The sequence below is a fragment of the Micromonospora sp. CV4 genome (genome assembly GCF_003667455.1).
GTDB lineage: Bacteria > Actinomycetota > Actinomycetes > Mycobacteriales > Micromonosporaceae > Micromonospora.
This window is the reverse complement of the sequence record NZ_RCVI01000180.1, coordinates 26,640-46,922: the sequence shown is the minus strand read 5'-3', so window position 1 is coordinate 46,922 and position 20,283 is coordinate 26,640. Positions and strand designations below refer to the sequence as shown.

The 20,283-nt window shown below is 71.3% G+C and carries 24 protein-coding genes; 14 read left to right on the top strand and 10 right to left on the bottom strand.

Going from position 1 to position 20,283, the window contains the following annotated elements; genetic code table 11:
- Window positions 1-263: 263 nt before the first annotated feature.
- The 4 genes from EAD98_RS05130 to EAD98_RS05115 all read left to right on the top strand — a co-directional run bounded on the left by EAD98_RS05130 (window position 264) and on the right by EAD98_RS05115 (window position 2,503).
- Complete coding sequence (locus tag EAD98_RS05130; RefSeq protein ID WP_121652919.1) at window positions 264-590, top strand: PadR family transcriptional regulator; 327 nt, start codon at window positions 264-266, stop codon at window positions 588-590.
- A complete protein-coding gene (locus EAD98_RS05125; protein WP_121652918.1) occupies window positions 587-943 on the top strand; it encodes a DUF1048 domain-containing protein in 357 nt (118 codons plus the stop codon). Before EAD98_RS05130 ends, EAD98_RS05125 begins: the two co-directional genes overlap by 4 nt.
- Window position 944: 1 nt before the next feature.
- Window positions 945-1,271 (top strand): DUF1048 domain-containing protein, encoded by a 327-nt coding sequence (locus EAD98_RS05120; protein WP_121652917.1) that lies wholly within the window; start codon window positions 945-947, stop codon window positions 1,269-1,271.
- A gap of 278 nt (window positions 1,272-1,549) precedes the next feature.
- The gene (locus EAD98_RS05115; protein ID WP_121652916.1) at window positions 1,550-2,503 is read left to right on the top strand and encodes a D-2-hydroxyacid dehydrogenase family protein; all 954 of its coding nucleotides are present in this window, start codon (window positions 1,550-1,552) and stop codon (window positions 2,501-2,503) included.
- 42 nt (window positions 2,504-2,545) lie between these two features.
- Here EAD98_RS05115 and EAD98_RS05110 read toward each other — a convergent pair whose 3' ends face one another.
- Window positions 2,546-2,971, bottom strand: coding sequence for a MarR family winged helix-turn-helix transcriptional regulator (locus tag EAD98_RS05110; RefSeq protein ID WP_121652915.1), 426 nt, complete (start codon window positions 2,969-2,971; stop codon window positions 2,546-2,548).
- Window positions 2,972-3,080: 109 nt separating this feature from the next.
- Between EAD98_RS05110 and EAD98_RS05105 the strand changes: the two genes are divergently transcribed.
- Window positions 3,081-3,974 (top strand): MBL fold metallo-hydrolase, encoded by an 894-nt coding sequence (locus EAD98_RS05105; RefSeq protein ID WP_121652914.1) that lies wholly within the window; start codon window positions 3,081-3,083, stop codon window positions 3,972-3,974.
- A gap of 61 nt (window positions 3,975-4,035) precedes the next feature.
- Window positions 4,036-5,013, top strand: a complete 978-nt coding sequence (locus EAD98_RS05100) for an aldo/keto reductase (RefSeq protein ID WP_121652913.1) — start codon at window positions 4,036-4,038, stop codon at window positions 5,011-5,013.
- A gap of 230 nt (window positions 5,014-5,243) precedes the next feature.
- Here the strand turns inward: EAD98_RS05100 and EAD98_RS05095 are convergent, their stop codons facing one another.
- A complete protein-coding gene (locus tag EAD98_RS05095; protein ID WP_121652912.1) occupies window positions 5,244-5,720 on the bottom strand; it encodes a hypothetical protein in 477 nt (158 codons plus the stop codon).
- Between the two features lie 60 nt (window positions 5,721-5,780).
- Here EAD98_RS05095 and EAD98_RS05090 point away from each other — a divergent pair, with 60 nt between their 5' ends.
- Window positions 5,781-7,682: a prolyl oligopeptidase family serine peptidase gene (locus tag EAD98_RS05090; RefSeq protein WP_121652911.1), complete on the top strand. Its 1,902-nt coding sequence runs from the start codon at window positions 5,781-5,783 to the stop codon at window positions 7,680-7,682.
- A gap of 437 nt (window positions 7,683-8,119) precedes the next feature.
- On the opposite strand, the gene EAD98_RS05085 is transcribed toward EAD98_RS05090, so the two are convergent.
- From EAD98_RS05085 to EAD98_RS05065, 5 genes are all read right to left on the bottom strand, one after another.
- The gene (locus EAD98_RS05085) at window positions 8,120-9,265 is read right to left on the bottom strand and encodes an RNA polymerase sigma factor (protein WP_121652910.1); all 1,146 of its coding nucleotides are present in this window, start codon (window positions 9,263-9,265) and stop codon (window positions 8,120-8,122) included.
- Window positions 9,262-9,669, bottom strand: coding sequence for a YciI family protein (locus tag EAD98_RS05080; RefSeq protein WP_121652926.1), 408 nt, complete (start codon window positions 9,667-9,669; stop codon window positions 9,262-9,264). The genes EAD98_RS05085 and EAD98_RS05080 overlap by 4 nt, the downstream gene beginning before the upstream one ends.
- A gap of 143 nt (window positions 9,670-9,812) precedes the next feature.
- Window positions 9,813-10,313, bottom strand: coding sequence for an HNH endonuclease (locus EAD98_RS05075; RefSeq protein ID WP_121652909.1), 501 nt, complete (start codon window positions 10,311-10,313; stop codon window positions 9,813-9,815).
- A gap of 4 nt (window positions 10,314-10,317) precedes the next feature.
- Window positions 10,318-10,941: an NTP transferase domain-containing protein gene (locus tag EAD98_RS05070; RefSeq protein ID WP_121652908.1), complete on the bottom strand. Its 624-nt coding sequence runs from the start codon at window positions 10,939-10,941 to the stop codon at window positions 10,318-10,320.
- Window positions 10,942-11,094: 153 nt separating this feature from the next.
- Window positions 11,095-11,829, bottom strand: a complete 735-nt coding sequence (locus EAD98_RS05065; RefSeq protein ID WP_121652907.1) for an SDR family oxidoreductase — start codon at window positions 11,827-11,829, stop codon at window positions 11,095-11,097.
- Between the two features lie 141 nt (window positions 11,830-11,970).
- On the opposite strand from EAD98_RS05065, the gene EAD98_RS05060 reads away from it, so the two are divergent.
- Window positions 11,971-12,456, top strand: coding sequence for an Rrf2 family transcriptional regulator (locus EAD98_RS05060; RefSeq protein ID WP_121652906.1), 486 nt, complete (start codon window positions 11,971-11,973; stop codon window positions 12,454-12,456).
- 10 nt (window positions 12,457-12,466) lie between these two features.
- Here EAD98_RS05060 and EAD98_RS05055 read toward each other — a convergent pair whose 3' ends face one another.
- The gene (locus EAD98_RS05055) at window positions 12,467-14,020 is read right to left on the bottom strand and encodes a glycosyltransferase family 39 protein (protein ID WP_199723292.1); all 1,554 of its coding nucleotides are present in this window, start codon (window positions 14,018-14,020) and stop codon (window positions 12,467-12,469) included.
- 100 nt (window positions 14,021-14,120) lie between these two features.
- Here EAD98_RS05055 and EAD98_RS05050 point away from each other — a divergent pair, with 100 nt between their 5' ends.
- Both EAD98_RS05050 and EAD98_RS05045 read left to right on the top strand, forming a co-directional pair.
- Complete coding sequence (locus EAD98_RS05050; RefSeq protein WP_121652905.1) at window positions 14,121-15,149, top strand: aldo/keto reductase; 1,029 nt, start codon at window positions 14,121-14,123, stop codon at window positions 15,147-15,149.
- 21 nt (window positions 15,150-15,170) lie between these two features.
- Entirely contained in the window at window positions 15,171-15,680 is a 510-nt protein-coding gene (locus EAD98_RS05045; RefSeq protein ID WP_121652904.1) for a DinB family protein, read from the top strand.
- Between the two features lie 22 nt (window positions 15,681-15,702).
- On the opposite strand, the gene EAD98_RS05040 is transcribed toward EAD98_RS05045, so the two are convergent.
- Window positions 15,703-16,941 (bottom strand): MFS transporter, encoded by a 1,239-nt coding sequence (locus tag EAD98_RS05040; RefSeq protein WP_121652924.1) that lies wholly within the window; start codon window positions 16,939-16,941, stop codon window positions 15,703-15,705.
- Window positions 16,942-17,006: 65 nt separating this feature from the next.
- Here EAD98_RS05040 and EAD98_RS05035 point away from each other — a divergent pair, with 65 nt between their 5' ends.
- From EAD98_RS05035 to EAD98_RS05020, 4 genes are all read left to right on the top strand, one after another.
- Window positions 17,007-17,504: a MarR family winged helix-turn-helix transcriptional regulator gene (locus tag EAD98_RS05035; RefSeq protein WP_121652903.1), complete on the top strand. Its 498-nt coding sequence runs from the start codon at window positions 17,007-17,009 to the stop codon at window positions 17,502-17,504.
- Window positions 17,505-17,586: 82 nt separating this feature from the next.
- A complete protein-coding gene (locus tag EAD98_RS05030; protein ID WP_121652923.1) occupies window positions 17,587-18,102 on the top strand; it encodes a DUF2087 domain-containing protein in 516 nt (171 codons plus the stop codon).
- A gap of 94 nt (window positions 18,103-18,196) precedes the next feature.
- Complete coding sequence (locus tag EAD98_RS05025; protein ID WP_233583720.1) at window positions 18,197-18,691, top strand: GNAT family N-acetyltransferase; 495 nt, start codon at window positions 18,197-18,199, stop codon at window positions 18,689-18,691.
- 102 nt (window positions 18,692-18,793) lie between these two features.
- Window positions 18,794-19,219: an Hsp20/alpha crystallin family protein gene (locus EAD98_RS05020; protein ID WP_121652902.1), complete on the top strand. Its 426-nt coding sequence runs from the start codon at window positions 18,794-18,796 to the stop codon at window positions 19,217-19,219.
- Here EAD98_RS05020 and EAD98_RS05015 read toward each other — a convergent pair.
- On the bottom strand, window positions 19,209-20,282 hold the full coding sequence (locus tag EAD98_RS05015) for a YafY family protein (protein WP_121652901.1): 1,074 nt from the start codon (window positions 20,280-20,282) through the stop codon (window positions 19,209-19,211). The genes EAD98_RS05020 and EAD98_RS05015 overlap by 11 nt on opposite strands.
- Between the last annotated feature and the right edge of the window lies 1 nt (window position 20,283).

Genomic DNA, 20,283 nt, shown 5'->3' with positions numbered 1-20,283 from the left:
GAGCGGGGCGAGGGTGACGGCCAGGGTTGCCACCCAGGCGGTCGCGGTAACGAGTCGGGTCTGCATAGACGCCTCTCAGTCCGGGTGACTGAAACTTAGCTACGCCACGACCGCCAGTCAAGAAGGTTACCTACAAACTGTGGTTTCCGTGGACAGGCTGAGATTCGAGGCGCTACTTGGTACTACCGAATACCGGTAGTCGGTGCTACGTTGTAGCGGTACCCAGTGCTACGAGGTACCAGGGGGACCGAAGAGGAGTCGCCATGGAGGATCTGACGGAGATGTTGAAGGGCACGCTGGAGGGCTGCGTGCTCGAAATCATCGGCGGCGAGGAGACCTACGGGTACGCCGTCACGCGTCGGTTGAACGAGCTCGGCTTCGTCGACGTCATCGAGGGGACGGTGTACACCATCCTGCTGCGACTGGAGCGGAACGGACTTGTCCAGGTGACGAAACGACCATCCGAGGTGGGACCCCCGCGCAAGTTCTACTCGCTCAACGACGCCGGGCGCGAGGAACTCGCACGGTTCTGGGCGAAATGGCAGTACGTCTCAGCACGCATCGACAAGCTCAGGGAGGGGGCGAGATGAGCTTCTGGGAGACCATCACGGGCAGCGATCTCACCAGGGAATGGAAGGTGTTCGAAGCCCGGGCGGAGGCATTGCCGGCCGACTACCAGGCGGCGTGGCAACAGATCAAGGGCCATCTCTTCCCGTACGGGGACTTCACGGGTCGCAACCTGATGCCGATCCTCGACGCCGCCCTGGGGCTGCTCGAAGAAGCATCGGCGGACGGGCAGAGCGTCCACGAGGTGCTCGGTGACGACATCCACGGCTTCTGCACGGCGTTGGCCGGCGGAGAGGGCGCCCGGACCTATCGCGACCGGTGGCGCGAACAGTTGAACAGGACCGTTGCACGAAAACTGGCCCGGCTGGGAGGCTGACGTGGGAGTCCAGGACATCATCGAGGGCAAGAAGCAGTGGCGGGCGCACGTGGCTCGGGTCAAGACCCTCCCGCCGGATTACCAGATCGTCTACAAGGAGATGCAGAAGTACCTGTTCAAGGTCGGACCGGTCGACCTGGCCGACGGGCGCCTGCTCTCCGGGATCGTCGACTTCTTCGAGGAGGGCGCCGCGGCTGGCAAGAGGGTTCTGGAACTCACCGGCACCGACGTCGCCACCTTCTGCGACGACCTCATCAAGGACTCGCGCACCTACGCGGACGTCTATCAGGAGTCCATCCGCACGAACACCGACACGGACAAGAAGTAACACCAGTCGGCACCATGCCAGCGGGCGTCAGCCCGCATGCCGCGCTGGCGAGCCGAGTAGCTCGTCAGCGCGTCGGCAGATCTGCACTTTCCCCAATGGCATGCCGTCGACGAGAGCGCAGACCGGCCAGATCGGGCCGGTTCCACGCTGTTGGTCCGGTTCCACGACTCGACGACGTTGAGGCCCTCGGTGCAGGGGATGTGGCGTCCTGCTCCCCAAGCGTGACCCCAGCGCCAAAGTAGCGATGAGCCGGAGCGGGAGGCGTACGGTCGTTCGGCATGTCAACTGATTTCCGCTGCGCCCTGCTGGACGACTACCAGGGGGTGGCACTCGGGCTGGCGGACTGGTCCAGGGTCCGTGCCACCAGCTTTCGCGAGCACTTCACGAGCACTGACGAGCTCGTAGCGACCATCCGAGACTGCGAGATCGTGGTCGCCATGAGGGAGCGCACGCCGTTTCCCGCCGAGGTGTTCGACAAACTGCCCCACCTGCGGCTGCTCGTCACCACCGGCATGAGCAACGCTGCCATCGACCTGGAGGCGGCGCGGGCGCACGGCGTCACGGTGTGCGGCACGGGCGGCGGCTGGACCTCGACGGTCGAGCTGACGTGGGCGCTGATCCTCGGCCTGGCCCGCCACCTGGTGCCTGAGGCGACCGCGCTGCGCACCAACGGTCCATGGCAGCACACCCTGGGCGTCGACCTGCACGGACGCACCCTCGGGCTGCTCGGCCTGGGCAGGATCGGGTCGCAGGTGGCGGCGGTCGGGCGGGCGTTCGGCATGGACGTGCTGGCCTGGAGCCACAACCTGACGCGCGAGCGGGCCGAGGAGCGCGGCGCGCGGCTGGCCCCCGGCCTGGACGCCCTGCTCGTCGGCTCCGACATCGTCTCCGTTCACCTCGTGCTCGGCGACCGGACGCGCGGGCTCGTCGGCGGGCGGGAACTCGCGCTGATGAAGCCCACCGCCTACCTGGTCAACACCTCGCGGGCGGCGATCGTCGACCAGTCCGCCCTGGCGAGCGCGCTGCGCGAGGGGCGGATCGCGGGGGCCGGGCTGGACGTTTTCGACGAGGAGCCGCTGCCCGCCGGCCATGAGTTCCGTACGCTGCCGAACGTGCTGGCCACGCCGCACCTCGGCTATGTCAGCGAGCTGAACTACGCGACGTTCTTTCGTGACGCCGTGGACGACATCGGCGCCTTCCTCGACGGCAGCCCGATCCGGGCGCTGACCTGACTCACCCGCTGTGGACGCCTCCGTGCAGCCCCGTCAGAGCGGTCAGCGGATGAGGGCGCGGGTGAGGAGGTGCTGCAGGACGTCCTGCTCTTCGGGGGCCAGAGGGGCCAGGGGGGAGTCTTTCGATAGCAACTCGACGAGGCGGTCGCGGAGCTCGGTGCCCTTGGGGGTCAGGATGAGCTGCTTGGCGCGGCGGTCGTCGGGGTGTGGATGGCGTTCGAGGTAGCCCTGCTCCTCGAGGCGATCGGCGACGAAGGTGATGTTGGAGGGCTCGCAGCCCATCCGTTCGGCGAGTTCGCGCAGCGTCATGGGGTGGGTCAGCTCGCGTAGCGCGGTGCCCTGTGAGGGTGTGAGACCGAGGGTGGCCGTGCGGGCTCGAAGGTGGGCTTCGATCTGACTGGCCAGTTCTTTGACCAGCCCGCACAGCCGGCGGTCGGCTTGGGGTTGAGTTTCGCGCTCGGTGGTCACGGCACGAGTCTACTGCAGCTCGAATAGTTGCAGCTGAAACTGTTCTAGCTGTAACTTTCGCTCGGTGCCGTCGCCTGGCGGCACCTCTTCGAGCGCGAGGTAGGACAATATGGCCACGACGACCGATTTCGACCGCGTACGGCTGACGAGCGCACCGCGCGTCCGTTCGCTCCGCCTGGGTGAACTGAAGATCACCTACGTCCCGGACGGGCTGGCCCTGTGCAAGCCACGCGGCTGGCTGCCCGCCGCCACCGACGCGGACTGGTCGGCCAATCACGATCATCTCGACGACGGGGGCTTCCTGCCCGCAGCCGTCGGCGGGCTGCTGGTCGAGCGGGGTGACCGGGCGTTGCTCATCGACACCGGGTTCGGACCCGAGTCCCACCCCGACGACCCGGCCAACCCGATGCTGGGAAGCATCTACGGCGGTGAGCTGCTGGACGGCCTGCGGCGGCTGGGCCGCGAGCCGAGCCAGATCGAGGCCGTCGCCATCACCCACCTGCACCTCGATCACCTGGGCTGGGCCTGGAGCAACGAGCCCGGCACCGACACGCCGCCATTCGCGCACGCCACCCACTTCATCGCGGCGCCCGAGTGGGAGCGGCGCGACCTGGCCGCCGCGGGCGGGGCGACCGAGGAACGTCTGGCCGCCTTCGCACCACGCGTTCGCACGGTCGAGGACGGCGAGGAGATCTTCCCCGGCGTACGGGTCTCGTTCTCGCTCGGACACACCGTCGGCCACGCCACGTACACCATCACCGGCGGCGACCGGCGGCTGATCGCGTTCGGCGACGCGATGCACGCGCCGATCCAGGTCACCCACCCCGAATGGGGCTGCGGGATCGACCACGACCCCGCCGACGCCGCCGAGTACCGCCGACGCCTGGTCGAAGAGCTGAGCCGCCCCGACACCATCGGCTTCGGCAACCACTTCGCCGACGTGGTCTTCGGACGCGCCGAGCGCCGCCCCGACGGCCGGTTCACCTGGATTCCGGTCGCCTGACCGTCCCACCCGGTGGTACGGCCCCTGTCGTACCAATTTGCCAGAGATAAGGAGAACTGCAATGAAGCACATCAAGCTGGGGGACCTGGACGTCTCCCGTATCGGTCTCGGCCTGGTATCGATGTCCTACGCCTACACGGGAGCCGGCACGGACGACGCCGAGTCGATCCGCACCATTCACCGGGCCCTGGAGCTGGGCGTCACGTTCCTGGACACCGCCGAGGTCTACGGCCCGTACATCAACGAGGAACTCCTCGGCAAAGCGCTCAAGGGCCGCCGGGATCAGGCCGTGGTGGCGACGAAGTTCGGCATGATCTCGCATGCGCACGGCGGGGCAGGGCAACTCGACAGCAGCCCGGCCAACATCCGCACGGCCGTCGAAGGCTCGCTCAAGCGGCTGGGCACCGACTACATCGACCTGTACTACCAGCATCGAGTCGACCCGAACACACCGATTGAGGACACCATCGGAGCGCTGGCCGAACTGATCACCGAGGGCAAGGTCCGCCACATCGGCCTGTCCGAGGCCGGACCGGAGACGATCCGCCGTGCCCACGCCGTGCATCCCATCGCTGCCGTCCAGTCGGAGTACTCCCTGTGGACCCGGGTTCCGGAGGCGCAGGTGCTGCCCCTGCTGCGCGAGCTGAACATCGGCTTCGTGCCCTACTCGCCTTTGGGACGCGGCTTCCTCACCGGGCAGATCCGCTCGACCAGCGGCTTCGACGAGACCGACCTGCGAAAGAACAACCCGCGCTTCACCGGCGAGAACTTCCAGCGCAACCTGCGTCTCGCAGACGAGGTCCAAGCCATCGCCGCCGAAGCGGGTACCACCCCGGCGCAGATCGCCCTGGCCTGGCTGTTGACCCGCGGCGACGACATTGCACCCATCCCCGGCACCAAGCGCGTGGCACGCGTCGAGGAGAACAGCGCCGCCGACGCCGTGGAACTGACCGCCGAGCAGATCGAGAAGCTCAACAACCTTCCTCCTGCTGTGGGCGAGACCCACGACGAAGCCGCCATGCGCCTGTTGGAGCGTTGATCCCAGCCCCGGCTGTGACCGCACACTCACGGGGGCGCCCCTGCCGCTTGCGCACGGACGCCATCGCTTCCAGTAGCTCTGACCGACAACGTTCCCACCCGAGCTGAGAAGTTTCGACGCGGTGCGTTGCCGATCGAGCCAGTCGAACACCTCGTCCAGCGGTTCGGTGCGCAGCGTGCAGGTACGCCACGGGCGCCTGCATGCTGCGCACCACGAGCCCTGCGGCACCTCTAGTCCTGCTCCAGGGCTTCGGTGGCGTTGCGGATGCCGGCGCGGATCATCTCGCCGTAGGGGTCGTCCGGCAACCGCCCGACGAAGCGCTCGGCCAGTGCCAGGTGTTCCCGGGCCAGGGCGGTGTTGCCCAGGCGCCGGTGGTCGTCGGCGAGGTTGAGGTGCAGCGACGGCAGGAATCCCTGGACCTGCATTGAGTGGTGGTACTGCTGGGCGCGTTCGTCGGTGAGGTCCGCGACGGCGGCCAGTGCTCGCTCGTCCCAGCTGAGTTCAGCTTCGGTGCTCTCCTGAAGGTCGGCCAGATAGTGCGCGAGAGTGCAGCGGTGGAAGGCGTCGCCGTCGACGCCGATCTCGTCCCAGAGCGCGGTGAGGGTGTCGCGGGCCAGTGCCTGCTGTCCTGATCGACCGAGCTGTACGGCGTTGACGATGCGGGTCATGGTCGGGTCGGGCGCGGGCTGGTCGTCGTGGTCGTCCATGCCGCAGATGGTCGAGGCTCAACCTCGTCGAGGGTCAACGTGTGCTGACAGACTGATTGCATGACAGGTCTGACGGCCGAACTCGCGGTCGATGGTCGTGACCCACAGACCCCGGCGCTCGCCCCGAACGGGCGCCTGCTCTGCTACGTCCTCGCTCCCGTCAGCCGGACCGGTGACCACCTCGACACCGAACTCTGGCTCGTCGACACCGATGACGCGGCCGCGTCGCGTCGGGCGACCGCCGACACCGCGACCGAGTCCCGGCCACGCTGGTCGGCCGACTCGGAGACGCTGTTCTTCCTGTCCGACCGCGCCGACCGCGGTACCCCGCAACTGCACGGGCTCACCCTCGCCACCGGGACGACGACCACGCTGACCAGCTGGCGCGCCGGCGTCACCGACCACCTGCCGCTCGCCGACCCCGACCTGGTCGCTCTGCTCGCCGAGGACGAATCCACCGAGCAGGACGCGCGCCGCGCCCGGGACCGCGACGACGCCATTGTCGTCGGTGAGCGCGAACCGCGTGCCCGGTTGCGCCTGCTCGACCTGCGCACCGGGCGGGTCACCACCCCGGATGTGTTCGGTGACCGGCACGTCGTGGAACTGCGGCAACGTCCCGACGGCGGCCCACTTGCCGTGCTGACGGGGGCCAGCGCCGACAACGACTACGGCCCGCGCACCGGCCAACTGCACCTGTTCGACCCCACGACCGGGAGCGCGGAGAACCTCGGACCGGTCGAGGTGGACGCACGATCTCTTGCCTGGTGGCCGGGCGAGGACGGTTGGCACGTCGGTTACCTCGCGCTCACCCCACCGGTTCTGCAGGCCGGCACTGCCGTGTTCGACCTGGCCGTGGGCAGCCGCGTCCTCCGCAACCGCACCGCTGGTCTCTCGATGTGCCCCACCACCCTCTGCCAGACCGATGCCGCCCCGCTGGTGGTGTTCGCCGACGGCCTGAACACCACCCTGGCCCGGCTCGACGCCAAAGACCTCACGACCCTGTCGCATCACCCCGGACGCCTCGACAACCTCACCACCACCCCTGCCGGCGACGAGATCGCGGTGCTTACCGGTACCCGCTATCAGCGCCCGAACGTTCACATCGGACCGCCCACCGGCCCGCTGCGAAGAATCACCAACACCCGCCCGGAACTGGACGGCATCGCACTCGGCACGCAACAACCGCTGGCCTACCGCGCCGCCGACGGCCTCGACCTGGACGGCCTGCTCGTACTGCCGGTGGGAAAAACCGCGTCGGATGGCCCGTTCCCGCTGGTCACGATCGTGCACGGAGGCCCGTACGATCGCTACGCCGATCGTTGCCAGTTGTTCTGGTTTCCCAGCGCGCAGTGGCTGGCCGCCGCCGGCTACGCGGTCCTGCTGCCGAACCCGCGCGGCGGCCAGGGCCATGGCCACCGGTTCGCCGCCAGCGTCGCCGGCCGGGTCGGGCAGCAGGAGTGGACCGACATCCTGACCGGCATCGACCTGCTCATCGCCGAGGGCGTCGCCGACCCCAGCCGGCTGGGCATCGCCGGCTGGAGCCACGGTGGCTTCATGTCCGCCTGGGCCATCGGCCAGACCGACCGCTTCCGCGCCGCGCTGGTCGGCGCCGGCATCGTCGACTGGGGCATGCTCGCCGCGACCGGGGAGAACGGCCAGTTCGAAGCCGCGCTCGGTGGCAGCACCGGCTGGTCCGGCGTCGGCCCACACCCGCATGACGCGGTCAGCCCGATCTCCTTCGCCAGCCACATCCGTACTCCGGTGCTCATCATGCACGGGGCCGAGGACACCAACGTTCCCCTCGGACAGGCCGTGTACCTCCACCGGGCGCTGCGCCACTTCGACGTCGAACACGAGTTCGTGATCTACCCGAGAGAGGGCCACTCGATCCGGGAACGCAACCACCAACTCGACGTCCTGCGCCGGACCCGCGCCTGGTTTGATCGCTGGCTCCTGCCCTGACCGGGGCGCGTGGACCAGACGTCGTTGCCTCCAACCGGTTGTTGCTGACCTGAGCTGACGTCAAGACCCAGGCGGATCTCATGCCGAGACACGCGCCCGCCCGACGATGCTCGGCCCGGCTCGTCATGTTCTGAGAAACCGCCGACCTTCCGCCAACCACGCCGGAGCCGACTGGCCGACTCGGCCGCGAACCGACGGTCCGTGCCGCAGCTGTTCGAGGCTGAAGCTCGATTACCGGTTTACCAGTAACGATAATCCGATAATGTATCGCCACATAAGGGGCATAGCGTGCATGCATCATAATGACAGTTCTTGTGCGTAACGCGTCAGAATGGTGTGCTGCGGCATCCTCGACGCCCTGGGACGCTGCGGACACGGTCACCAACGCCGCGCCAGACCCATGACCCGAGCACCCGCCGTGGGTCCGGGTTCGTCGCTCACCCGCGCAGCTGCGCGTTGAGCCGGGCGGCCTGTCGCATGAGGTGGTCACGTTCGGGGATGTTGGGCGCTGATCGGGCGGCCTGGGCGTAGAGCCGCGCCGCGGTGACCGCATCACCATCGCGCTCGTGCAGGTACGCGGCGACGGCGCCGTGCCGCGGCAGCGAGGGTTCGAGCCCCGCCAGGGCGGCCAGGCCGGCCCGTGGGCCGTCGGCCTCGCCGACCGCGACGGCCCGGTTGAGGCGGGCCACCGGGCTGTCGGTGAGGCGCACCAGTTCGTCGTACCACTCGACGATCTGCACCCAGTCGGTCTCCTCGACCGTCTGGGCGTCGGCGTGGAGCGCGGCGATGGCGGCCTGGGCCTGGAACTCGCCCAGGCGGTCGCGGGCCAGGGCGGCCTGGAGCACGTCGACGCCCTCGCTGATCAGTCGGGTGTTCCACAGGCCGCGGTCCTGCTCGGCGAGCGGCACGAGCCTGCCGTCGGCGCCGATCCGTGCCGGTCGTCGTGCGTGGTGGAGCAGCATGAGCGCCAGCAGGCCCGCGACCTCCTCCTGGTTGGTCCTGGCCGCCAGCTGGCGAGTGAGCCGGATCGCCTCGGCGGCGAGGTCGACGTCGCCGGAGTAGCCCTCGTTGAAGACCAGGTAGAGCACGCGCAGCACGGTGGTGACGTCACCGGGCTGGTCGAACCGGACGGTGGAGACGGTCCGCTTGGCCCTGCTGATCCGTTGGGCCATGGTCGCCTCGGGCACGAGGTAGGCCCGTGCGATCTGCCGTGTGGTCAGACCGCCGACCGCGCGCAACGTGAGCGCGACGGCCGAGGCCGGGGTCAGGGACGGGTGCGCGCACAGAAAGTACAGCTGAAGGGTGTCGTCCACCGCCGTACCCAGGTCGGGCGTGGGCTCGGCCTCGACCAGTTCCTCTCGCCGCCGCCGGGAGGCGTCGGCGCGCACGGCGTCGAGGAACTTGCGCCACGCCACCGTGACCAACCAGCCCTTGGGGTCCCGCGGCGAGTCGTCCGGCCACCCGCGTACGGCCTCGACCAGGGCGTCCTGCACGGCGTCCTCGGCCGCCGCGAAGTCGGCTCCGCGGCGGACGAGGACGCCGATGACCGCGGGCACCAGCTCCCGCAGCAGCGACTCGTTCACTCGGTGGCCGTCGGCTGCACGCCGTAGAACGGGCGCACCTCGAGCCACTCGTGGATCGGCTTACCACCCGCGCCCGGAGCGGCGGACAGCTCGCCGGCCAGCTCGATCGCGCGCTCGTAGGTCTCCACGTCGATCACCATCCAGCCGGCGATCAGGTCCTTGGTCTCCGCGAACGGACCATCGGTGACCGGCGGCCGCCCCTCGCCGTCGTAGCGGACGAACGTCCCCTCCGGGGAGAGCGCCTGACCGTCGACGAACTCGCCGGTGCCCTCGAGCCGAGCGGCGAAGTCGTTCATGTACTGCATGTGGGCCGAGATCTCCTCCTGGCTCCACTGGTCCATTGGCACGTCGTTGACGGCAGCCGGGGCACCGCGGTAGTGCTTGAGCAGCAGGTACTTGGCCATCATGTCTCCTTGATCAGGTACGGCCATTCTGGCCGTGTTCGCTCCGGGGACGGAGCCGCTCCGAGGTTCTCGACATCCCACCGCGATATTTTTGGCGAGTTTTCAAGACCAGGGTGGGCGCAGCCGCTGAACGGGTCCGTTCTTCAGGCCCCGCCCGGCACCGGCGACGCCGCCGCCCGCTCCTGGCTCGGGACGTACGCCGCGCGGGCCATCGCCACCTCGGCGGCCTGGCGCTCGCGCCACCGGCGCTGACTGTCCCGGTTGCAGGCGCGACACGTCCGCCGGTATCGCCCCGTCGATTCGTCGACCTCGCGGTCGTGCCCGTTGCGACAGGTCGACCGCTGCGCCCGTGTCCGGCAGCTCTCCGCGCGACTGACCTGCCGCAGATGGGTGGGCTCCACGCAGTCCCGGACGTCGCAGAGGTGGTCGACGTCCAGGTCGGGGTCGTAGCCGCCGACGAAGGCCGCATAAGCGGCGATGTGTGCCCAGGCCCGGCCCGCGACCTTCTGGTAGACACCGCGCCGCGTGCCGTAGCCACGGATGATCAGGCAGCCGCCGGCCTCTCGGACCGCACGCTCCAGGAGATATCGGCGAAGACTGTCCTCGGTAAAATGCCGAGACAGACCGCTGACCCTGCTGAGCACGCCGTCACTCTAGCCGAGGGCTCGCGCGCCAGGCGTCCGCCGTACCCCCGGTCAGCCCGTAGCCGACGGCCTGTTCGGGCAGGTCCACGTCGGTGTCGTCGGCGACGTCGGCGCAGGGCACCAGCCGCACGGCCGCGCCCTGCGCGCGCAGGTAGTCGCGCGCGCCCCGGTCCCCGATCGCCGCCGCAGCGGCGCCGGCCCAGTGGTGCCGGCCGAGCAGCACCGGATGTCCGCGACGTCCGTCCTGATAGGTGGCCACCGCGAGGCAGTCGGCGGTGGCGTTCCGGGCCACCCGGCGGACCGCCTGAGGGGTCAGGCCGGGCATGTCGACCAGCGTGACCACGGCCGCCACGGCGGTGCCGGACGTCAGGGCGGACAGTCCGGCCCGCAGAGACGAGCCCATGCCGGTCGCCCAGTCGTCGTTGAGCACCGCGGCGGGCAGCCGAGCCAGGGCGCGGACCCGGTCGGCCTGCGCACCGAGCACCACCACGACCGGCCGGCAGCCGGCCGCCGCGAGGATCGCCGCGGCGTGCTCCACCAGGGGCCGATCCCGGTACGACAGGAGGGCCTTCGGCATGCCTATCCGGCGACCGGCACCGGCCGCGAGGAGCAGTCCCGCCGTGACCATGGGCCGAGTGTAGGCCGGCTCATCGCGGTCGGGCCCCGCTGACGGCGCGGTCCGTCCGAAGAACCGCGTGGGTACCAGCCGTGGCCCGTGCGCGGTGTCCGGCGTCGGGACGATCGATCGCCGCGACGCCGGACACCGCCCCGGTCGCCAGGGTCAGCGGGCGAGCCAGTCCCGGTACGAGGTGGGCGCGAGCACGGCGTCGTCCGGGGCGATCAGCGCGTCGGCGGGCGCTGCCGCGAACATGCCGGCGCTGTCGTCGGTGGTGACGGTGCGCTTGTCGCCCTGGGCGGCGAGGGTGATCCGGCCCAGCTCGTCGAGCGGGAAGACGTCGGGGCCGGCGATGTTGCGGACGCCCCGCAGGGGAGCGCCCATGCTGACGTCGGCGACGGCCTGGGCGACGTCGGCCGCCGCGATCGGCTGCAGCGGGTTGCTGGGCAGGCGGACGGTGTTGTCGTCGGCGGTCCAGGACATCACCGCGCCCATGAACTCGAAGAACTGGGTGGCGCGGACGATTGAGTAGGGGACGGGGCCGGCCTTGAGGATGTCCTCCTGGAGGACCTTGGCGCGGTAGTAGGCCAGGTCGGGGACCAGGTCGACGCCCACGATCGAGAGCACCACCGCGTGCCCGACGCCGGCCTGCTCGGCGGCGGCCAGGAGGTTGTCCATGGTCGTCTGGAAGAAGGCGGGGGAGGCCTCGTCGAAGGTCGGCGAGTTCGTCAGGTTGACGACGACCTCGGCGCCCTTGAGCGCCTCGGGCAGACCCTGCCCGGTGAGGAGGTCGACCCCGGTCGACTGCGAGTGCGGCACCGCGTCGTGCCCGGCTGCCCGCAGGATCTCGACGACCTGGGACCCGATGAGGCCGGTCCCGCCCATCACGGCGATCTTCATGTTCGTTCCACCTTCCCTGGAGGGATTGCAGCCCGTTTGTCCGGCCCTCGTTGGCAGCCCGGCCGATACTCGGACTTCTTATGTCCGAGAACTATACTCGGACACGAGGGGTCCGAGTATCGGGGTGGCTAGGGTGATGCGATGAAGATGTCCGGCGGGGTCGAATGGGCGCTGCACTGCTGCGTCGTCCTCACGGTCAGCAGCAGGCCCGTCCCGGCGGCGCGGCTCGCGGAGCTGCACGACGTCTCCGGCAGCTACCTCGCCAAGCAGCTCCAGTCGCTCGCCCGCGCCGGCCTCATCCACTCCGTGCAGGGCAAGGCCGGTGGCTACGCGCTGACCCGCGCACCGGAGAGCATCACGTTGCTCGACGTGGTGCGGGCCGTCGACGGTCCCGGGCCCGCCTTCGTCTGCACCGAGATCCGGCAACGCGGCCCGCTGGCGACCCCGGCCAACGCCTGCACCAGGGCGTGCCCGGTCGCCCGGGCCATGTGGACCGCCGAGGAGGCGTGGCGTCAGGCACTCGCCGCGGTCACGATCGCCGATCTCGCCCGCGACGTCGGCACCGACTCGGGCCCCGAGGCACTGCCCGCGGTACGCGCCTGGCTGACCGGCGCCAACGACAACTGACGTCGCGGGGTCAGCCGGCGTGGCGTACCTCGGTGTCCCAGATCTGCGCCCACGGACGCCGCAGCCCCCGGCACACGAAGATCGGGCCGCCGTTCTCGTCGTTGTCCACGTCGACCCGCTGGTCCACCCGTCCGGCGGGTGCGCACTCGGTGAACCAGGCGTTCAGCGGGGCGGAGCGTTCCCAGCCGACGACGATCGCCACGTCGGCGTCGGCGGGTGGTCGGCCGAAGTCGACCATGCTGTTGTGCCCGGAGTACGCGCGGGGCAGATCACGGGTCGGGCCGTAGCGGGCCAGCGCGCCCGCCTCGCCGTAGTTGCCGGTCAGGATGACCGTGCGCGAGCGCTCCTCTGGCGGAAGGCCACGGTGGACCGTGGCGACCGAGTCGGCGAACGCCGGCCAGCCGATGGTCTCACCGGCGTCGTAGTTGACGTCCACCACGAAGGCGGGCAACCGGTCGGCCGGCAACACCGGCAGCAGCAGCACGATGGTGGGCAGCAACAGCGGCACCGCGGCCACCGTGAGCAGACCCCGGCGCAGCCCGACCGCACCGCGTGACGCCCAGGCGGCGGTGACCACCGCACCGGCGGCTGTCAGGACCAGCAGCAGCGGCGCGTCGTAGTAACCCTTGCCGCCGGCGATCAGCACGATGCCGACGACGACCAGCCAGGCCCAGCCCAGAGGGCGGTACGCCCGCCACGCCGGCCGGCGCAGCAACGCGACGAGCCCGGCGATCCAGATCGGCACCGCGTACGGGCTGATGATGACGAACTGGAGGGTGAGCGCGTCGAGGCGGCCACTGTAGGAGCTGTCACCGCCGGAGATCGAGGCGGCCACCGACAGCTGCGGAAAGCCGTGCGTGGCCTGCCAGATCAGGGTCGGCGCGGCCAGCAGCGCGGCGATCCCGACGGCGGCGAGCACCCACCGGTCGCGCAGCAGCCGACGCGGCCCGGCGATGGCCACCCCGGCGATCAGGCCCACGGCCAGCAGCGCGGGCAGCAGCTTGTTGAGCATGCCGACGCCGAGCGCCAGCCCGATGCCGACCGCCCACCGGCTGTCGCCGGTGCGCAGCAGCCGCACCGCGCACCACACGGCGGCCAGCCAGACCAGCAGGTCGACGGTGGTGGTGCTGAGCAGGTGCCCGCCGGCGAGCACGATGCCGGACAGCGCGGCGAGCAACGCCGCGAAGCTCTGCCCGCCCCGGCCGGCGCCCAACTCCCGGGCGACGGCCGCGACCAGCAGGACCGCGACACCGGCCAGCAGCGCCGACGGGGTGCGCAGCACGACCAGGTTGCCCGGCGCGATCGTGTCGAGCAGTCGGGCCAGCGCCGGGACCAGCGGGCCCTGGTCGACGTACCCCCAGTCGAGGTGCCGGCCGCAGAGCAGGAAGTACAGCTCGTCCCGGTGATAGCCGTAGCGGCCCGCGAGCAGCAGCAGCGTCACGCTGACCGCCGCGGCCACCAGCCACGGGCCGAGCGCGCGCGGACCCGGTGTCGGTGGCCGCTTCGACGGCGACGACTGATCCGGCCGGTGGGGTCGGCCGGTCTCGATGGCGGACTCGCTCACCCGCACATCATCACCCCTGACACCGCCGTCCGGGTGCCCGTGCCGCCCGTCCCGGGACCCGGTGCGAAGATCAGCTTTGTTCCTCTACCGGAAGGACGACATGCGCTATCGCACTCTGGGCGCCACCGGCACGGTGGTGTCGACCCTGTGTCTGGGCACGATGACCTTCGGCGCGGAGACCGACGAGGAGGGCAGCTTCGCCCAGCTGGACCGGTTCGTGGAGGCCGGCGGGACGTTCATCGACACCGCCGACGTCTACTCCGCCGGCGTCTCCGAGGAGATCGTCGGCCGCTGGCTGGCCGCGCGGCCCGGCCTGCGCGACCGGCTGGTCATCGCCACCAAGGGGCGGTTCCCGATGGGCCCGGGGGCGAACGACGCCGGCCTGTCCCGGGTACACCTGACCCGCGCCCTGGACGCCAGCCTCCGGCGCCTCGGTGTCGAGGCCGTCGACCTCTACCAGGCGCACGCCTGGGACCCGCTGACCCCGCTGCCGGAGACGCTGCGGTTCTTCGACGACGCGGTCCGCGCGGGCAAGATCCGCTATGCGGGGGTCAGCAACTTCACCGGTTGGCAGTTGCAGAAGGCCGCCCTGCTCACCCAGCACCTCAACCTCACCCCGATCGTGACCCTCCAGCCGCAGTACAACCTGCTGGCCCGGGAGATCGAGTTCGAGCTGGTGCCGGTCTGCGAGAACGAGGGCATCGGCATCCTGCCGTGGTCACCGTTGGGCGGCGGCTGGCTGACCGGCAAGTACCAGCGGGACAGCACGCCCACCGGCGCCACCCGGCTCGGCGAGAACCCGCAGCGCGGCGTCGAGGCGTACGCGGGTCGCAACGCCGAGGAGCGCACGTGGCGGGTGATCGACGCGGTCAGCCAGGTGGCCGGGGAGCAGGGCGTGTCCATGTCGGCGGTGGCGCTCGCCTGGTTGGCGGCCCGCCCGGCGGTCACCTCGGTGATCCTCGGGGCACGGACGACGGCGCAGCTCGACGACAACCTGACCGCCGCCGACCTGGTCCTCGACGCGGAGCAGACCCGGCTGCTGGACGAGGCTAGCGCCCCGCCGGTGGGTGACTACCCGTACGGCCAGGCCGGTGTGCAGCAGCGCGGCCGCGACCTGCCCGCGGGCTGACCGGCCCCGCACAATGGGCGGATGACCATGCCCTTCCCCGAGCCCACGAGCCCCGCCGGCAGCCGCACCGAGGTCTTCCTGCGCTACCTGGACTACTTCCGGGAGTCGGTGACGACCAAGGTGTCGGCGCTGCCCGAGTCGGAGCTGCGGCGCAGCGGCCTGCCGTCGGGCTGGACGCCGCTGGAACTGCTCAAACACCTGCGGTACGTCGAGCTGCGCTGGATCGAGTGGGGTTTTCAGGGCCGGGATGTTCCCGAGCCGTGGGGTGACCGCCGCGGGGATCGCTGGTATGTCGCGCCCGAGGAGACCCGCTCGGATCTGGTGGCGGCGCTGCGGGCGCAGGGTGCGCACACCAGCGCGGTGGTGACGGCGCACGACCTGTCGGAGGTCGGCGCGCCAGGCCCGCGCTGGAGCGGCGCCGACCCCGCCTCGCTGGAGCGGGTGCTGTTCCACCTGCTCCAGGAGTACGCCCGCCACCTCGGCCACCTCGACATCGTGACCGAACTCGCCGACGGGCCGACCGGGGAGTGACCAGGCGACCGGTCGGACCCGCTCACCGCGCGTCGGCGGTGGCGGGTTCGACCGGGCTCGGTGGCGTGGTCGCCGGCCAGGTGAGCCGGCGTACGCCGGGGACCAGCGCGGTGCCGGCGCAGGCGGCCAGGACCAGCAGGCCGGCGACGGCCAGCGGTACGGGTGCCCCGAAGGCGTCCGCGGCCAGTGGCGCCAGGGCGTAACCCAGCGGCACGGCGCCCAGTGAGACCAGCCAGTCGTACGAGGTGACCCGGGCCAGGACCTCGGGCGGGAACTGGTGCTGCACGACGGTCTCCCAGACCGGGTTGAGGTAGCCGAGGGCGGTCAGCGCGACGCCGTAGGCGACGATCACCGCCGGGGCGGGCGCGGCGACGGCGAGCAGCAGCAGTGGTGCGGCGTAGCTGGCCAGCCCGAGGTTGGCCAGCAGGACCGGCCGGTGGAGCCGGACCCGCCCGGCCAGCAACGAGCCGGTGAGCATGCCGATCGCGCCGGCCTGCAACAGCACCACCCAGGTGGCCTCACCGCCGAGGCGGTCGATGGCGATGGCCGGGCCGAGGGTCATCAGCACGGCGGCGGCGCCGTTCCAGACGCCGTGCCCGATCAGGCTGGTCCAGAACCAGTCGCGGGCGCGCACCTCGCCGAAACCGTGGCGCAGGTCGCCGATGATGGAGCGGCGGGGCACCGGCACGTGCCGGACCCGGACGAGCGCGAGCAGCGTGGCGCTGAGCGCGAACGACGCGCTGTCGATGATGAACGCCCAGCCCGGGCCGGCGGCCCAGATCAGTGCCCCGGCCAGCGCCGGCCCGGCGAGCCGGCTGGTGTTGGCGGTGATCCCCATCAGGGCGTTGGCCCGCTGCCGGTCGGCCGGTGCGACGGTGCCGGCGACCAGCGGGGAGGCGGTCGGCATGGCGAACGCCGAGGCGGTGCCGCCGAGCGCGGAGGCCACCACGATGGTGGCCAGCGATGCGTCGCCGCCGAGCAGCTCCACGCCGACCGCGAGCTGGGTCGCGCAGCGGACCAGGTCGGCCGCCAGGGCGACCCGGCGGGCGTCGAACCGGTCGGCGACCACGCCGCCGATTGGCAGCAGGAGCAGCCGGGGAACCATCGCCGCCGCGAGGACGACAGCGAGCGCGCCGGTCGAACCGGTGGCCCGCAGGACGGCCAGGGCCAGGGCGGCGGGGACCACGGCGTCGCCGACCCCGGAGACGGTCCGGCCCAGGAACAACAGCCGGAAGGAGCGGGTGCGCAGAGGAGTGGCCACCACCGCACGATACTTCGACGTCAAATATTTCGTCAACGAATAGTTCGGTGCGATAAGCTCTGGCGATGAACCCCCACGACTCGGTCGACCGGCACGTCGAGCGCTGGCTGCCCGTCCTGCCCGACCTCGACGTCGACGTCGAAGGGGCGGTGACCAGGATGGGTGTCCTCACCCGGCACCTGCGCACCGTGAAGGAGCGGGTGCTGGTGGATTTCGACCTGCCGGCACACGAGTACGACACGCTGCACGCGCTCGCCGGCCGGCAGGGACGTGCCGCGCCCTCGGAACTGGCCGCGGACCTGGCGATGGCGCCCGCGTCGATCACCGCGCGGGTCGACAGTCTGGTCGAGCGGGGCTTCGTGCGCCGCACTCCGTCCACCGTGGACCGGCGACGGGTCGATGTGGAGCTCACCGATGCCGGCCGGGCCGCATGGCACGGGGCGATGGACGTCCGGGGCGCCGAGGAGCACCGGCTGCTCGGCGCGCTCACCCCGGCGGAGCGCCGGCTGCTCTCGGACCTGCTGCGCCGGGTGCTGCTCGTGGCCGAGCAGTCGACCGACTGAGTCCGCGCGGCGCGGCGGGGGAGCGGACCGTACCGGGAAATCGCCTGGCGGTCGGCGTACCGTCGATGGGAGGGTGACCGGCATGACTGCGGACGCTCTGGCCGGGGCCCTGGCCGACGACGGACGACGGCGGGTCTTCGCGGCCATCGTGCTGGGCGCGGCCAGCACGGCCCAGATCGCCGAGCGGGCCGCCCTGCCGGCGCGGACGGTGCTCACCGGCATCCGCCGGCTCACCGACGCGGGCCTGGTGACCGGTTCCGACGGCGCGCTCGTGGCCGACGAGGTGTCGCTGCGGGCGGCCGCTCGCGAGCGCCGCCCGGCCGACGACGCCGAGCCGGCCGGTGACCCGGTGCTACGGACGTTCCTACGCTCCGGTGTGCTGGTCGGCCTGCCGGCGCAACGCGGTCGGCGACGGGTGCTGCTGGCGCACATCGCGGAACGGTCGTTCGAGTCGGGGACCCGCTACCCCGAGCGGGCCGTGGACGAGGCGCTCAAACCGTGGTGCGCCGCCGGCGGGTCGGACCACGTCACGTTGCGCCGCTACCTGATCGACGAGCAGTTGCTCACCCGCGAACACGGCATCTACGAGCTTCTCTGATCGCCCTGCTGCCGGGCCGCCGGTAGCGTGTCCCCGGGCCGCCGGCGACCCGGACGGCGGAAAATCCGTTGACCGCGCTCCGGACAATCAACGGGTGACCAGCACACTCCGATCCACCTGGGTGACCACCGCCGTCCATCCCGACCAGCCCGACGCGGCACTGCTGCTGCGCGAGTACATGACGGAGATGGTGGTCCGCTACCACCGCCGCCCGGCCCGTCCGGGAGAGGTCGACGCGGCGCTGGCCGAGATGCCCAGCGACGACCTGGCGCACCCGACCGGTGTGCTGCTGCTCGCCCACCACGGCGCGGACCTGGCCGGCTGCGCCGGGCTGCGCTGGTGGCCGGACTGGGCCGAGATGACCCGGGTGTTCATCCGCCCCGCACATCGCGGCGCCGGCGGGGGCGCGGCGCTGCTGGCCGCCCTGGAGCAGCGGGCACGGGCGGCCGGAGTGGACCGGATCCGCCTGGACACCCGCAACGACCTGGTCGAGGCCCGCGCCCTGTACGCCCGGCACGGCTACGTCGAGATCTCCGCGTATTCGCAGGGCCCGTACGCCGAACACTGGTTCGAGAAGCGGCTGTGCTGAGGACTTGACGGCCGCCGTCAGGTGCGCTAAATACAAAGAGGAACTTGAGTCACCCCGACTCAAGTCATCACCTTCGGCCAGGAGAACCGAGGAGGCACGACGATGTTGATGCGTACCGACCCGTTCCGCGAGATCGACCGGCTCGCCGAGCAGTTCTTCGGTACGGCGGCCCGTCCCGCGATGATGCACCTGGACGCCTACCGCGACGGGGACCACTTCTACGCCGCGTTCGACCTGCCCGGCGTCGACCCGGACTCCATCGACTGCACCGTCGAGCGCAACGTGCTCACCGTGCGGGCCGAGCGTCGCCGGCCGACCGGCGACGGTGTCGAACTGGTCGCCGCCGAACGCCCCATGGGCACCTTCACCCGGCGGCTGTTCCTGGGCGACACCCTGGACACCGACAAGCTCGAGGCGGGCTACGACAACGGGGTGCTGACGCTGCGCATCCCGGTCGCCGAGCGCGCCAAGCCCCGCCGGGTGACCATCAGCGCCAACGGCGACGGACGCCGGCAGATCAACGCCTGACCGATGCGGGGGGCGGGCCAACCGTCGTACCCGGCCCGCCCCGAGCATCACCGGCCGTCCCGTCCACCGCGGGGTCTTCCCCGGTGGTGGCCGGTGGGTAGAGCGCGGCGAGCGCGTGGGCGGTGCCCGCGAGAAGCTCCCGCAACTCGGCCGGTGCGAGCACCTCCACCTGCGCGCCGAGCTTGAGCATCTCGACGTGACCGTGCCGGATCGACTCGATCGGCACGGTGGTGACCAGCCAGCCGTCCGCGTCCGGCGCACCAGCGGCGTCTTGCGCCGCCCGACTCATCGCCGGCGGAAAGAGGTGCACCGTGCGCGCCAGCGCCGCCACGGTCATCCGCACCCGCGCCTCCGCGCGGTAGACGCCACTCTCGTAGCGCTCGGTGTGCTCCTGCCAGCTGGCCGCCAGGTCGAACCCGGCCGGTCGGTCGGCGGGCTCGTCCAGCACGGTCAGGTCCAGAATGGCGCCCACCCGGTAGGTGCGCACCTGCCCGGCCGCCGCGGCGACCAGGTACCACCGGCCGGCCTTGAGCACCACGCCGAGCGGGTCGAGGGTGCGGGTCACGTCCCGGGGTTGCTGCCACCGCCGGTAGCGCACCCGGATCCGGCGGTCCTCCCACACCGCGCCGGCCAGGGCGGCCAGGTGCGGTGTGGGCTCGGGCTCGCGGAACCAGCTCGGCGCGTCCAGGTGGAACCGCTGCCGGATCCGCCCGCCCCGGTCGGCGAGGTCGCCCGGCAGCGCGGCGCGCAACTTCAGCTCCGCGGTGGCCAGCACCGACCCCAGGCCCAGCTCGGCGGCCGGGCCCGGCACACCGGCCAGGAACAGCGCCTCGGCCTCGCCGGCGGTCAGCCCCGTCAGCCGTGTGCGGTAGCCGTCGAGCAGCCGGTACCCGCCGGCCGGGCCGCGCTCGGCGTACACCGGCACCCCGGCGGCGCCCAACGACTCCACGTCCCGGTACACCGTCCGGACCGACACCTCCAGGGCCTCGGACAGCTCCACGGCGGTCATCCGCCCCCGCGTCTGCAGGAGCAGCAGCAGGGAGACCAGCCGACTGGCACGCACC

Coding starts and splice junctions, on each gene's coding strand:
- EAD98_RS05130 (WP_121652919.1), top strand. CDS start 264: ATGGAGGATCTGACGGAGATGTTGAAGGGCACGCTGGAGGGCTGCGTG.
- EAD98_RS05125 (WP_121652918.1), top strand. CDS start 587: ATGAGCTTCTGGGAGACCATCACGGGCAGCGATCTCACCAGGGAATGG.
- EAD98_RS05115 (WP_121652916.1), top strand. CDS start 1,550: ATGTCAACTGATTTCCGCTGCGCCCTGCTGGACGACTACCAGGGGGTG.
- EAD98_RS05105 (WP_121652914.1), top strand. CDS start 3,081: ATGGCCACGACGACCGATTTCGACCGCGTACGGCTGACGAGCGCACCG.
- EAD98_RS05100 (WP_121652913.1), top strand. CDS start 4,036: ATGAAGCACATCAAGCTGGGGGACCTGGACGTCTCCCGTATCGGTCTC.
- EAD98_RS05095 (WP_121652912.1), bottom strand. CDS start 5,720: ATGGACGACCACGACGACCAGCCCGCGCCCGACCCGACCATGACCCGC.
- EAD98_RS05090 (WP_121652911.1), top strand. CDS start 5,781: ATGACAGGTCTGACGGCCGAACTCGCGGTCGATGGTCGTGACCCACAG.
- EAD98_RS05080 (WP_121652926.1), bottom strand. CDS start 9,669: ATGGCCAAGTACCTGCTGCTCAAGCACTACCGCGGTGCCCCGGCTGCC.
- EAD98_RS05070 (WP_121652908.1), bottom strand. CDS start 10,941: ATGGTCACGGCGGGACTGCTCCTCGCGGCCGGTGCCGGTCGCCGGATA.
- EAD98_RS05065 (WP_121652907.1), bottom strand. CDS start 11,829: ATGAAGATCGCCGTGATGGGCGGGACCGGCCTCATCGGGTCCCAGGTC.
- EAD98_RS05060 (WP_121652906.1), top strand. CDS start 11,971: ATGAAGATGTCCGGCGGGGTCGAATGGGCGCTGCACTGCTGCGTCGTC.
- EAD98_RS05050 (WP_121652905.1), top strand. CDS start 14,121: ATGCGCTATCGCACTCTGGGCGCCACCGGCACGGTGGTGTCGACCCTG.
- EAD98_RS05045 (WP_121652904.1), top strand. CDS start 15,171: ATGACCATGCCCTTCCCCGAGCCCACGAGCCCCGCCGGCAGCCGCACC.
- EAD98_RS05035 (WP_121652903.1), top strand. CDS start 17,007: ATGAACCCCCACGACTCGGTCGACCGGCACGTCGAGCGCTGGCTGCCC.
- EAD98_RS05030 (WP_121652923.1), top strand. CDS start 17,587: ATGACTGCGGACGCTCTGGCCGGGGCCCTGGCCGACGACGGACGACGG.
- EAD98_RS05020 (WP_121652902.1), top strand. CDS start 18,794: ATGTTGATGCGTACCGACCCGTTCCGCGAGATCGACCGGCTCGCCGAG.